At 65.0% G+C, this 10,273-nt stretch carries 19 protein-coding genes; 7 read left to right on the top strand and 12 right to left on the bottom strand.

Annotated features, from left to right (window positions below; all coding sequences use genetic code 11):
- Positions 1 to 40 precede the first annotated feature (40 nt).
- Entirely contained in the window at positions 41 to 496 is a 456-nt protein-coding gene (locus tag ABZX86_RS33225) for an SRPBCC family protein (protein ID WP_355129253.1), read from the top strand.
- A 124-nt stretch (positions 497 to 620) separates the two neighbouring features.
- Positions 621 to 1,490, top strand: a complete 870-nt coding sequence (locus tag ABZX86_RS33220; RefSeq protein WP_355129251.1) for a 1,4-dihydroxy-2-naphthoate polyprenyltransferase — start codon at positions 621 to 623, stop codon at positions 1,488 to 1,490.
- A gap of 2 nt (positions 1,491 to 1,492) precedes the next feature.
- Here the strand turns inward: ABZX86_RS33220 and ABZX86_RS33215 are convergent, their stop codons facing one another.
- The 4 genes from ABZX86_RS33215 to ABZX86_RS33200 all read right to left on the bottom strand — a co-directional run bounded on the left by ABZX86_RS33215 (position 1,493) and on the right by ABZX86_RS33200 (position 3,131).
- A complete protein-coding gene (locus ABZX86_RS33215) occupies positions 1,493 to 1,873 on the bottom strand; it encodes a phage holin family protein (protein ID WP_355129249.1) in 381 nt (126 codons plus the stop codon).
- Between the two features lie 69 nt (positions 1,874 to 1,942).
- Entirely contained in the window at positions 1,943 to 2,530 is a 588-nt protein-coding gene (locus ABZX86_RS33210; RefSeq protein WP_355129247.1) for a Clp protease N-terminal domain-containing protein, read from the bottom strand.
- The gene (locus ABZX86_RS33205; RefSeq protein WP_067817856.1) at positions 2,530 to 2,751 is read right to left on the bottom strand and encodes a helix-turn-helix domain-containing protein; all 222 of its coding nucleotides are present in this window, start codon (positions 2,749 to 2,751) and stop codon (positions 2,530 to 2,532) included. The genes ABZX86_RS33210 and ABZX86_RS33205 overlap by 1 nt, the downstream gene beginning before the upstream one ends.
- 68 nt (positions 2,752 to 2,819) lie before the next feature.
- Entirely contained in the window at positions 2,820 to 3,131 is a 312-nt protein-coding gene (locus ABZX86_RS33200) for a hypothetical protein (protein WP_355129244.1), read from the bottom strand.
- Between the two features lie 140 nt (positions 3,132 to 3,271).
- On the opposite strand from ABZX86_RS33200, the gene ABZX86_RS33195 reads away from it, so the two are divergent.
- Entirely contained in the window at positions 3,272 to 4,156 is an 885-nt protein-coding gene (locus ABZX86_RS33195) for a helix-turn-helix domain-containing protein (protein WP_355129242.1), read from the top strand.
- A 37-nt stretch (positions 4,157 to 4,193) separates the two neighbouring features.
- Here the strand turns inward: ABZX86_RS33195 and ABZX86_RS33190 are convergent, their stop codons facing one another.
- Together ABZX86_RS33190 and ABZX86_RS33185 are read right to left on the bottom strand one after the other, a co-directional pair.
- Entirely contained in the window at positions 4,194 to 5,279 is a 1,086-nt protein-coding gene (locus ABZX86_RS33190; RefSeq protein WP_355129240.1) for a PLP-dependent cysteine synthase family protein, read from the bottom strand.
- On the bottom strand, positions 5,276 to 5,584 hold the full coding sequence (locus ABZX86_RS33185; RefSeq protein WP_355129238.1) for a DUF4229 domain-containing protein: 309 nt from the start codon (positions 5,582 to 5,584) through the stop codon (positions 5,276 to 5,278). The genes ABZX86_RS33190 and ABZX86_RS33185 overlap by 4 nt, the downstream gene beginning before the upstream one ends.
- Positions 5,585 to 5,810: 226 nt before the next feature.
- Here ABZX86_RS33185 and ABZX86_RS33180 point away from each other — a divergent pair, with 226 nt between their 5' ends.
- The 4 genes from ABZX86_RS33180 (at position 5,811) to ABZX86_RS33165 (ending at position 7,433) form a co-directional block, all read left to right on the top strand.
- Positions 5,811 to 6,044, top strand: a complete 234-nt coding sequence (locus tag ABZX86_RS33180) for a BldC family transcriptional regulator (protein ID WP_297628623.1) — start codon at positions 5,811 to 5,813, stop codon at positions 6,042 to 6,044.
- 72 nt (positions 6,045 to 6,116) lie between these two features.
- Positions 6,117 to 6,317: a hypothetical protein gene (locus ABZX86_RS33175; RefSeq protein ID WP_327142428.1), complete on the top strand. Its 201-nt coding sequence runs from the start codon at positions 6,117 to 6,119 to the stop codon at positions 6,315 to 6,317.
- Between the two features lie 129 nt (positions 6,318 to 6,446).
- A complete protein-coding gene (locus ABZX86_RS33170) occupies positions 6,447 to 6,722 on the top strand; it encodes a hypothetical protein (RefSeq protein ID WP_355129235.1) in 276 nt (91 codons plus the stop codon).
- A gap of 255 nt (positions 6,723 to 6,977) precedes the next feature.
- On the top strand, positions 6,978 to 7,433 hold the full coding sequence (locus ABZX86_RS33165) for a helix-turn-helix domain-containing protein (protein ID WP_355129233.1): 456 nt from the start codon (positions 6,978 to 6,980) through the stop codon (positions 7,431 to 7,433).
- A gap of 14 nt (positions 7,434 to 7,447) precedes the next feature.
- Here ABZX86_RS33165 and ABZX86_RS33160 read toward each other — a convergent pair whose 3' ends face one another.
- From ABZX86_RS33160 to ABZX86_RS33135, 6 genes are all read right to left on the bottom strand, one after another.
- Positions 7,448 to 7,642, bottom strand: coding sequence for a transcriptional regulator (locus ABZX86_RS33160; RefSeq protein WP_355129383.1), 195 nt, complete (start codon positions 7,640 to 7,642; stop codon positions 7,448 to 7,450).
- 352 nt (positions 7,643 to 7,994) lie between these two features.
- The gene (locus ABZX86_RS33155; protein WP_355129231.1) at positions 7,995 to 8,243 is read right to left on the bottom strand and encodes a hypothetical protein; all 249 of its coding nucleotides are present in this window, start codon (positions 8,241 to 8,243) and stop codon (positions 7,995 to 7,997) included.
- Between the two features lie 146 nt (positions 8,244 to 8,389).
- Positions 8,390 to 8,776, bottom strand: a complete 387-nt coding sequence (locus tag ABZX86_RS33150) for a hypothetical protein (RefSeq protein WP_355129229.1) — start codon at positions 8,774 to 8,776, stop codon at positions 8,390 to 8,392.
- A gap of 143 nt (positions 8,777 to 8,919) precedes the next feature.
- Positions 8,920 to 9,585 (bottom strand): ATP-dependent Clp protease proteolytic subunit, encoded by a 666-nt coding sequence (locus tag ABZX86_RS33145; protein WP_355129227.1) that lies wholly within the window; start codon positions 9,583 to 9,585, stop codon positions 8,920 to 8,922.
- Positions 9,582 to 9,908, bottom strand: coding sequence for a helix-turn-helix transcriptional regulator (locus ABZX86_RS33140; RefSeq protein ID WP_355129225.1), 327 nt, complete (start codon positions 9,906 to 9,908; stop codon positions 9,582 to 9,584). The genes ABZX86_RS33145 and ABZX86_RS33140 overlap by 4 nt, the downstream gene beginning before the upstream one ends.
- 73 nt (positions 9,909 to 9,981) lie before the next feature.
- Positions 9,982 to 10,161, bottom strand: coding sequence for a hypothetical protein (locus ABZX86_RS33135; protein ID WP_355129223.1), 180 nt, complete (start codon positions 10,159 to 10,161; stop codon positions 9,982 to 9,984).
- Positions 10,162 to 10,273: the final 112 nt, after the last annotated feature.

The following is a 10,273-nucleotide window of genomic DNA, read 5'->3' as shown; positions in this document are numbered from 1 at the left end:
ATTCGCCGGATCCGTCGGTGCGGTCGCCTACGCTCGGTCCATGAGCGAATTCGACATCCACCGGGAAACGGTCATCAAGGCCGATCCCGGGCAGATCCAGGCGCTCGTCGACGACTTCCACCAGTGGCAGCGGTGGTCGCCGTGGGAGAACGTGGATCCGGCCATGGAGCGCACCTACAGCGGGGCCGATCGGGGCATCGGCGCCCGGTACTTCTGGAGTGGAAACCGCAAGGCCGGTCGCGGCAATATGGAGATCACCTCCGCCACCACCGACGCCATCGGCATCCGGTTGAATTTCGAGAAGCCCATCAAGAACACCAATCAGGTCACCTTCGAATTCCGTCCGCAGCCGGACGGCACCGCTGTCACCTGGCGGATGACCGGCGAGCGCACCGGAGCGATGGCACTCCTGGCCAAGCTTCTCCCGATGGACCGCATGCTGGCAAAGGATTTCGACAAGGGTCTCGCCCAGCTGAAGGCCGCCGCCGAGTCCTGAGGGCGCCTCCCCCACGCCCGGAACGACCTCCGCCGCACGGCCTGAACAGGGCCGCGACCGCCATTCCCAGGTCGGGGCGGGCGCCGGGAGGTGTCGGCCCCGGCCTCAGATTAGGCTGCGATGCATGGCTACAGCAGCACAGTGGATCGAGGGCGCTCGGCCGCGCACTCTGCCGAACGCGATCGCCCCGGTCCTGGCGGGCACGGGGGCCGCGGCCTCCATCGACGGGGCGGTGTGGTGGAAAGCGGTACTGTGCCTGCTGCTTTCGCTCTCCCTGATCATCGGCGTGAACTACGCCAATGACTACTCCGACGGTATTCGCGGCACCGATGACGACCGGGTCGGCCCCCTGCGCCTGGTCGGCTCGAAGCTGGCCAGTGCCGCCGCCGTGCGCAATGCCGCTATCGGCTGCCTGGCGCTCGGCGCGGTACTGGGCCTGATCCTCGTGTTCACCAGCGCCTGGTGGCTGCTGCTGGTCGGGGCGGGCTGCCTGGCCGGGGCGTGGTTCTACACCGGCGGCCGGAACCCGTACGGGTACAGCGGTTTCGGTGAGATCGCGGTCTTCGTCTTCTTCGGCCTGGTGGCGGTGCTCGGCACCGAGTTCGTCCAGGCCGGGCGGGCGGAGTGGGCCGGACTGGCCTGCGCGATCGCCGTCGGCGCGTTCTCCAGCGCGGTGCTGGTCACCAATAATCTGCGTGATATCCCGACCGATTCGGTCTCGGGCAAGACCACGCTCGCGGTGCGCCTCGGCGATACCCGCACCCGCACACTGCATGTGGTGCTGCTGGCGGTGCCGTTCCTGGCCACGCTGGCCCTGGCCGCCCGGACGCCGTGGGCCCTGGTCGGCCTGGTGGCGCTGCCGCTGGCCCTCAAGGCCAATGAGCCGGTCCGCACCGGCAAGAACGGGCCGGGATTGATTCCCGCTCTCGCCGGTACCGGACTGGCACTGTTGATCTGGTCGGTGGCCACGGGCCTCGCGCTCGGCCTCGGCTGAGGTCAGTCCTCGTCGGGGACGAGGATTCCGAGCACCCAGTTCACCAGGGTGATGATGATCGCACCCCAGACGGCCGCCCAGAACCCGTCCACCCGCAGGCCGTACTGGGTGGTCTCGGTGATCTTGGCGGTCAACCACAGCATGAAACCGTTGATCACCAGCAGGAACAGGCCGAGCGACAGCACCACCAGGGGCAGTGACAGCAGTTTCACGATCGGCTTGATCAGGGCGTTCACAATCGCGAACACCACGGTGATGGCCGCGATCACGAGCAGCTTCTTGGCGGTGGTGTCGTCGGGGCTCTTGATCTCGATTCCGGTCACCCAGACCGAGGCGAGCCAGATCGCGACACCGTTGATGATCAGACGTAGCAGGAGCGTCATGCCCCGATCGTAGGGTGCGAACGCGTCCGGGGGCGGTCCGCACACGCGCCACCACCTCCGGACCGGTGCTCATGCCGCGTTGTCGAGGTATTCGGTGACCGCGGCGCGCAGCGTGTGCACCGCCTCGTTGTCGCCGAGCAGCTGCCGCGTTGCCGCATTGGGTGCGCGCAGTATGCCGAGCAGCACATGCCCGGCCGCAATGTGGTTGTCGCCCCGGGTCAGCGCCTCGCGCAGGGAAAGCTCGAGGGCCTTCTTGGCATCGCGATCGAACGGAATGTGCCCCGTGGGGAAGCCTTTCGGGCCGCGGAAGCGCCCACGCCGCGGTTCGTCAACGGGGACAGCGCGTTCCAGCGCATCCTCACCGAAGGTGGCTTCCAGGCTCTCGCGGACCGCGTCGAGATCGATGCCGATGGAGCGCAGGGCTTCCGCATCCTCCGCGCCGAGGGGATCGCCGGTTCGCTTGCGCGCCAGCGCCTCCCGCACGCCTTCCGCGGTATACCCGCGTTCGGCGAGCATCTGCTTGAGCCCGTCGTCCGGCGAGGCGAGCAGCCCCAGCAGCATGTGCTCCATTTCCACGGAGGAGGAACGCAGTTCGCGCGCTTCCTCCTGCGCGACCACGATCGCGTATTTGGCTGCCTTGTCGAATCGTTCGAACATCAGCGGATACCGCCCTTCCGGTTGTACTTCTGGTGGACCGCCTGCCTGCTGACCTCGAGCGCGTCCGCGATGGCCTGCCAGGACCAGCCCTGTCTGCGGGCATTGGTGACCTGAATGGCCTCGAGTCGCTCGAGCAGCCGGCGTAGTGCCAACACCGCGCGGAGTCCGACCTGTGGGTCGGGACTGCCGGCGGCGGCCGCCAGAGTTGTTGCTTCGCTCATGACGTCAATTTACGTTGACATCGCGGGCGCGTCAACGAAAATTGACACAACCGGATTTGTTCTCGCGATCAGTTCCAGGGAACGAACGGCGCGTAGTCGCGCACATGCCCGTCCACCCAGCCCCACACCACATCGGGCTCGACCTCGACCCCACCCTGGAACCGCAGCCGCCAGCCGCGGACTTCCTTCTCCCAGATATCACCGTCACGGTCCTCGTAGAGTCCGAAGGCCGCCGGTTCCCACGCGTTCACGAACTCCCCGAATCCCGTCTCGACGATTCGCACTTCCTGCCGGCAGGTGACCGCAGTTTGCCCCGAGGTGAACACCCAGGGCCCCTCCGTGACATTGCCACCGGCCACCGATCTCGGATGCTGCCCCAACTCGACTCCTGATTTGTTGTTGTTTCAAACTATTGGAGCAGAACCGGACACCGCACACCCCCCGCCGACCATCCCGTGCGTGTATCACCGGACGACCGCGTGTGTACCAGACGGCAATACAAGTAAGGTCACCCTAAGTAATGAATGGAGTACCCACGTTCGGCGAGTACATTCGCCAGCGCCGAACGGCCGCAAATCTCACCCGCCCGCAGCTCGCCTGGCTTGCCAGCCTCTCGGTCCCCTACCTGACCAAGATCGAGGGCGGCGCCAACCCCTCCCGCCGGGTCATCGAATCCCTCGGCACCGCCCTGGAATTACAGGCCGCCGAGTTAGAATACGCCCTGGTACTGGCCGAAGGCCCGTTCCCGCGCATCGAGGCCGACCACCCGACCCCCACCGATCTCGAGTATCTGGAACTACTCAACCCGAAGATCGCTGCGTACATATCGGGCACGATGGACATTCTGGCCATCAATTCGGCACACGCGGAAGCCTTTCCGGAACTCGACCCGGGCTGCAATTACGTCGAGTGGATGATGCTCAACCCGGTGGCCCGCACCGTACTGGTCGACTGGCCGGGCGAGATGCGGCAGGCCGCCGGCCTGTTCCGGTTGCTGCTGGCGCGGCGCGGCCCGGACGAGCACACCCAGCGGATCCTCGACAACTGCCTGGAGAGTCCGGAGTTCGCCACCGTCTGGCGCACCGAATCGGTTTCCAATGAGCGACCCGATCGCACCAAGCTGGTGCGGAACCCGCGGACGCTGGCCATCACCGAGTTGCGGATCAACATCTGGCGTACGCAATCGAGCATGCAGTCCTGGATGCTCGTGCTCGGCAGTGGCGTCGATCATCCGATGGCGGTCACGCGTCCAGTAATTCGCGAAAGGCCCCGCGCGTCAAGGCCTATTAACGCCGCGGAGACAGCCGAATCCCCGGGCCGACGCTCAGAGATGGAAGCTTCGCTACGCGAACCGACACCAACGCAGCCGCTACAGCAACCTAGTAGCAATCAATTGGATGGGTGATCAACCCTTCTCATCCGACCGCCGTGCCGTGGGGAAACTAGCCGGACCAATGACCGGTAGCGATGAATCGATCGATGACGGCGGTGGGCTCCACCAGACTCAGCCCCTGACCGGCAACCCAGTCGTCATTGAAATAGGTTCCGGCATAACGGTCTCCACCGTCACACAGCAGAGTCACCACACTGCCGGTACGATCCGCGGCGATCATGTCGGCAATCAGGGCAAATGCGCCCCACAGATTGGTGCCGGTGGACCCGCCGACCCGGCGGCCCAGCATTGCGCTCGCATGCCGGGCGGCCGCAATGGAACCCGCATCGGGCACTTCGATCATGGTGTCGACCACCTGGCCGACAAACGAGGGCTCCACCCGTGGCCGGCCGATGCCCTCGATGCGTGAGGACATTCCGGTCTGATATCCGGCGTCCGAAAGCTCGTATCCGCCGTAGAAGGCCGAATTCTCCGGATCCACCACGGCCAGCCGGGTGGCATGGCGGCGGTAGCGGATATAGCGGCCGATGGTCGCGCTGGTACCGCCGGTGCCGGCGCCCACGACGATCCACTCCGGAATCGGGTGCGACTCCAAAGTCAGCTGGTGGAAGATCGATTCGGCAATATTGTTGTTGCCCCGCCAGTCGGTGGCGCGCTCGGCATGGGTGAACTGGTCCATATAGTGGCCGTTGCATTCAGCTGCGAGTCGCGCTGCCTCGGTATAGATGTCCGGCGACTTGGCGACCAGGTGTGAGCGCCCGCCCTGCGCCTCGATGAGCGCGATCTTCTCCGGCGAGGTGGTAGCGGGCATGACTGCCACGAATTCCAGGCCGAGCAGTTTGGCGAAATAGGCCTCGCTGATGGCCGTCGAACCCGACGAGGCCTCCACCACGGTGGTGCCCTCGGTGACCCAGCCGTTGCAGATCGCGTAAAGAAACAGCGAGCGCGCCAGGCGGTGCTTGAGACTGCCTGTGATGTGGGTGGATTCGTCTTTCAGGTACAGCTGCACACCCCAGTCGGCGGGCAGCGGATAGCGCAGCAGATGCGTGTCGGCACTGCGTTGCGCATCCGCGTCGATCAGTCGCACCGCATTGTCGACCCAGTCGCGCGGCGCGGAATGATCGCAGCGTTTCACTTCTCGTCGCCTCGAAGACGCGACATCAACTGCTCCTTGTCCGAGCGCCGCTTCGCATCGAAGGCGGCGATGTCCCGATTGAGCTGTGTCCGAAGCTTTTTGAACAGCAGCAGCGACATCGGCAGGGCGATGAGCAGCGCGAACAGCAGCGCCACAATGATGGGGATGTCGACGTTCACGATCGCTGCGACGCCCAGAATGATGGCGGCGAGGACGGCGACCAGGGCGAGCCGGGCCAGGGTGTAGATGGCCAGGGTCTTGCCCATGCGGCGGCCCGCACTCGCGGGCGGGGTTGCGTCACTCACGCGGAACAGCCTAGGTGACGGCGATTCGGGCAGACGCGGTGCCCTCTGCCCGAATGTCGCTGGATATTCGCTGTAATCGCCGAATCCGTGACCGCGAACACAGTACGGATATCCGTTTTGTCTATTACTTCCCCTTTACCAAATCGAGACTGTTCGAACACACAGGGGGTGCAGTGCAACGATGTCGCTACTGATGAGGGATCTGACGAAACGGAAAGGTTTGCGAATGACTGCGTTCACCGCGGCGAGCCGCGTAATGGGTTCCGTCAACGGCCAGGACACCCTGCTTACCCCAGGCCAGGTGGCAGCCCTGTTCCATGTCGATCCGAAGACCGTGACGCGATGGGCTCATGCGGGACGGCTCGGCTCACTGCGGACTCCGGGCGGTCACCGCCGGTTCCGCGAAAGCGAAGTATTGACGCTTCTCCGGTCTCTCACCACCGAGGCGACCCGCGTCTAAATCCCATATTTACCGTTCCGCGGTGCTGCGGGTACGGACACGGATTACCCTCGTTGGCAGGAGGTGAGCGACGTGACGTACCTGTTGGCACTCATCGCAGTAGTGGCCGTCGCGATGTTGTGCTGGAAAGCTTTCGGCCCCCAGCGACCGGCCCGCACCGGTGCAGCATCGGCACCACGCAAGCGCGTTATCGGACCCGATGACGACCCGGATTTTCTCTGGCGGCTCTCTCGCCAGCACCGAGACGGCGAACCCGGCTCCCCCGATCACTGAGCCCTTCTCCCAGGTCGGCGATTCTCTAGCAAACCGACCGTCCTGGTTATTTTCCAGCGAGACCGCTCCTGTCGGGCACTACCCCGAGCGCATACTGGTTGACATCCGTATGCGACCGGAAGGTGCCCGATGGAAAAGGACGAGAACCTCTCACAGGATGCACGCCGCAAGCAGGGAGATACGCACTCCGCCGAACGCCGCGACCAACGCCGCGAAACAGATGCGGCCCGCCTGGCCTCCGGCACCGGTCCACCGCCCGACCCGCTGATCGAACCCATGCAGGCCCGGGTAGCCGAGAACAATCACACCGACAACCCCAAATGGGACCGCGCCCGCGCCAAGGAAGCCACCGGCGAAGCCGTCAAACTCGCCAACGCCGACTCCATCGAGCTCGACCCCAGCTGAGACCGAGTTCCCCGCACCCATCCCGGGTCGCGGGGAACTCTCATATGGCTGTCCCGTTTTCCATCAGGGCTCAGTAGGTTTCGCGTGTGCACCTGCCCCGCCTCCGCCGCCTCCGCCCACACCTTCACCTACGCAACACTTTTCGCTCTCTCAGCCCAGATTCCCGCAGCCCCGCTCCCCCGCCGCATCGCGCCCTGATCACCTCGCCCGGTAGGGCATAATGGTCTTCAATTGCAACCAATCGGGAGGAGGCATATGACCACGCCGCTCGGTTCCGGCCGCGAATGGACCGATCCCTCCTGCCCGGTCGCCCGCACCGCCGACCTCGTAGGCGACCGCTGGAGCCTGCTCATAGTGCGCGATGCCATGGACGGCGCGTCTACCTTCACCGACTTTCAGCAGCGACTCGGCATAGCCCGGAACATCCTCACCGATCGCCTCCGCAAACTCGTCGACCAGGGCGTCCTCACCACCAGCACCCTCCCCGGCGGCAAGCGGCACAGCTACGAACTCACCGCAGCCGGCCAGGATCTCTTCACCGTCATCGTGGCACTGCGCCAGTGGGGAGAACGCCATGCCTTCGCGGACGGCGAATCCCACTCGACCCTCGTCGACCACGACGGCAACGCCCTCTCACCGCTACGCCCCGAAAACCGTAAGGGCAACCCCGTCACCGCGGCAACCACCCGCGTCCGCAAGACGCCACACTGAGCGGACGGGATGAATCAGCCTGTCTGGCTGGGTGATTCATCCCCCGCGCCCTCTCGTGCCGTGTGCGCTCGGCCCTCGTTGGTCAGCTCGGTCAGCGCGGCCAGATGGGATTCGAAGAACTTCAGGCCCACCGGCGTGAGCGACAGCCACGTCCGTGGCCGACGGCCCACGTGGCCTTTGCGAATTCGCACATAACCCGCCTCCTCCAGGCCGCCAAGAGGAAAGGCGCCACCAGGTCGATATCCCCAGCAGAACTCCGAGTACGAGGCTTGCCCACCCGACCCGATCGGTCACCAGCCAGACCACGCCGGCCACCACAATCGGAAGCGGAATCACGCCTGCCGACAACCAAACCCAACGCGGCGCACCGTCAGCGCGGTGCCGCGGCATAACGCCCCCGCGCACCCACTGCCTCGCCGCGATATTGACGATTCTTCGCGCCGGCAAAGGTCCGGCCTGAGCGGTCACAAAACGCTCCCGGGCGGCGAAATATGCTGCCCCGGCGCGATCTTCGACCGCTCAGGCCGACTGGTTCAGCGGTTCAGCGGCGTGCGCGTGCTGTCAGTCGGTCCAGATGGACAGGTACCACAGGCCGTCGTTGTGCTGGTTGCACTCGTATTCGTCATCGCTGGGGTCGAGCTTGCTGCCGTCGGGGCGGGTGAAGGTGCCGCCCTCGCCGTCGGCGTCACAGGCGGCTTCGGTCGCGTAGCTGCCGTCGACCTGCCATTCGGTGTCTTTGCCGGCGTGCGCGGTGCCCATGGCGGCGACCACACCGAGGGTGATCAGAGCGGTGGTGACGAGCTTCTTCATATTCTTCCGGAGTCCTTTTCACAAACGAACCCGGGCGACGGTCTCAGGTATGACCGACTGGCCGGGCCGAAACACCGTACCCCACTGCTATGCCGAGTCCCTATCTGGCACAGCCGATTTCGGGACCTCCAGCGATGGATACCGGCTCAGTTCGCGGCGCGGAAGGCAGGGCAGCCGATGTTCGTCGCGCCCTTCGGGCCGATTTGACCGTCGTAGGCCTGCAGGGTGATGACACGATCGTTCGTATCGAAGGTCGCGAGGAAGATCGTGGTGTCCACGTCCCATTCGGCGAAGGTCATTCCGGTGTCGCCCAGTCCGGAAACCCATGAGTCGGACTGATTTCCGTTCGGTGCGCCCATCTCGGCCAGCACCGCGTCCTTGGCGTCACCGAGATTCAGCGAGCACCAGACGGCCGGCAGATTCGGTTCGGCAGCGGCGGTGCCACCGCTGATGACAGCCGAAATGAGAACGGCGGGAAGGACTCCCACGGTCGCCATACCGATAATGCGGCCAACGGATCGGCGCCGAGTCATAGATTCCCCTTCTGAGCATGCATTACAACCGGCCAATGTATAGCACGGTGAACTGCCCAGGCGGTCAGCGCGTTTCAGTTGCGGAAGAGGAGAGTCCGGGCATCGATCGGCCCGGGCTCCTCGGAATGTACGTTCAGCGTGGACTATTCGCGGGTTGCGGGACCCTCGATCAACCCGTACTCGATCGCGCCCGAGGTGCTGAGTATCCGTTGCTGTTCGAGGTCGTGACGGATCTCGTCGAGATCGCGGCCGGTGAGTTCCGCCAGCCGCGTGAGCAATTCGCCGAACATGGCTCGCGCGTGCTCGAGTCGCGGTTCGACACGACTGAGCCCGCCGTCCAGACGCACCGACGGCTCCCGCAAGACGAACTGGGCGCTTCGGTAGGCGTAGCGATGCTCGCACGAGGCCAGCACTCCCAGCGCCGCACCACCGAGTGTGCCGCTCACGTAGGCGCTCACGGGCGCCCGAAGCACGTCCAGCACATCGGTGACAGTGCTGGCATCCAGCAGATCCGCTTCCAGCCCATACATTTCGAGCCGGATCGGCCGCGCGCTCTCCGCGTCCAGCGTCAGCAACCGGGCACACAACTCGGTGGCAGCCGCGGCGTCCAAACGCCCGTGCGCGATAACCGTCCGCTGCGCGAGCAATGCCTCCGCCGATCCGTCGGGTCGAGGATCGATCCACACGTGCGTCGAGGGATGCGATATCGGAACAGACTGCGGTTCTTCACGTTTCGCCGGATAGAAGTTCGGAAACTCCGACGGCCAAGGCTGCCACTGGGAGGTAGGTGTGCTCGTCTCGATTCTCAAGACTGTTCTCCGATCCGATTCGATTCAGCCGTCGCACTTGTCACATGCAAGGCGATGCGGCTGTCGACCGCGGCGGCGTACCGCTGCAGTGTCGAGGTCCGCACATCGACGTTCTCCGTCTCCAACCGCGCCACCGCCGACTGCGAAGTACCCATCCGGGCAGCGACTTCGGTCTGCGACAACCCCGCCGCCCGCCGCCGCTCCGCCAGCTCGGCAATCAGCCGCGCGCGATCCTCCGACATCCTGCGCAATGCCATCTCCCGGAACCCGGGCAGCACCGGGAGAGGTTCCTCGCCCGGCGACTCGGTCACCTTCTCACTCATACCTACAACGATATCTCACTTTAGATATATCGCCAGGTCCCAAGGTGCCACTTCGACCAGTCCCCGCAACTACCTACACCTCGACGGGCACACTTTCCGAACGGACCGGAGCTGGAGTCGACTGACCGACGGTGTAAGCGGCATGCACTTCACGCCGCCGATAGTCGAGGTCGGTGCCGCCGCCGAAATGCGAAGCGACACGCAGGGTGAGCCAGATGCCAACCGGCAGCACGGCCACAGTGGGGTCGATCACGATGTCTCCCTCGGGTTTCCGATACGCACAGTCACAGACAACTGGACAGTACAAGCACCCCGACCCGCGAAGGAAGCTTACCGAGACGTGATGTCACACTCATTCGCCCCGG

The organism is Nocardia sp. NPDC006630 (assembly GCF_040611495.1).
Classification (GTDB): domain Bacteria; phylum Actinomycetota; class Actinomycetes; order Mycobacteriales; family Mycobacteriaceae; genus Nocardia.
Note: the sequence above shows the minus strand (reverse complement) of the source record. Positions and strands in the feature narration are given on the sequence as shown.

Coding starts and splice junctions, on each gene's coding strand:
- ABZX86_RS33140 (WP_355129225.1), bottom strand. CDS start 9,908: ATGAGTGAGAAGGTGACCGAGTCGCCGGGCGAGGAACCTCTCCCGGTG.
- ABZX86_RS33210 (WP_355129247.1), bottom strand. CDS start 2,530: ATGTTCGAACGATTCGACAAGGCAGCCAAATACGCGATCGTGGTCGCG.
- ABZX86_RS33155 (WP_355129231.1), bottom strand. CDS start 8,243: ATGAAGAAGCTCGTCACCACCGCTCTGATCACCCTCGGTGTGGTCGCC.
- ABZX86_RS33215 (WP_355129249.1), bottom strand. CDS start 1,873: ATGACGCTCCTGCTACGTCTGATCATCAACGGTGTCGCGATCTGGCTC.
- ABZX86_RS33225 (WP_355129253.1), top strand. CDS start 41: ATGAGCGAATTCGACATCCACCGGGAAACGGTCATCAAGGCCGATCCC.
- ABZX86_RS33180 (WP_297628623.1), top strand. CDS start 5,811: ATGACTGCGTTCACCGCGGCGAGCCGCGTAATGGGTTCCGTCAACGGC.
- ABZX86_RS33150 (WP_355129229.1), bottom strand. CDS start 8,776: ATGACTCGGCGCCGATCCGTTGGCCGCATTATCGGTATGGCGACCGTG.
- ABZX86_RS33195 (WP_355129242.1), top strand. CDS start 3,272: ATGAATGGAGTACCCACGTTCGGCGAGTACATTCGCCAGCGCCGAACG.
- ABZX86_RS33170 (WP_355129235.1), top strand. CDS start 6,447: ATGGAAAAGGACGAGAACCTCTCACAGGATGCACGCCGCAAGCAGGGA.
- ABZX86_RS33205 (WP_067817856.1), bottom strand. CDS start 2,751: ATGAGCGAAGCAACAACTCTGGCGGCCGCCGCCGGCAGTCCCGACCCA.
- ABZX86_RS33220 (WP_355129251.1), top strand. CDS start 621: ATGGCTACAGCAGCACAGTGGATCGAGGGCGCTCGGCCGCGCACTCTG.
- ABZX86_RS33165 (WP_355129233.1), top strand. CDS start 6,978: ATGACCACGCCGCTCGGTTCCGGCCGCGAATGGACCGATCCCTCCTGC.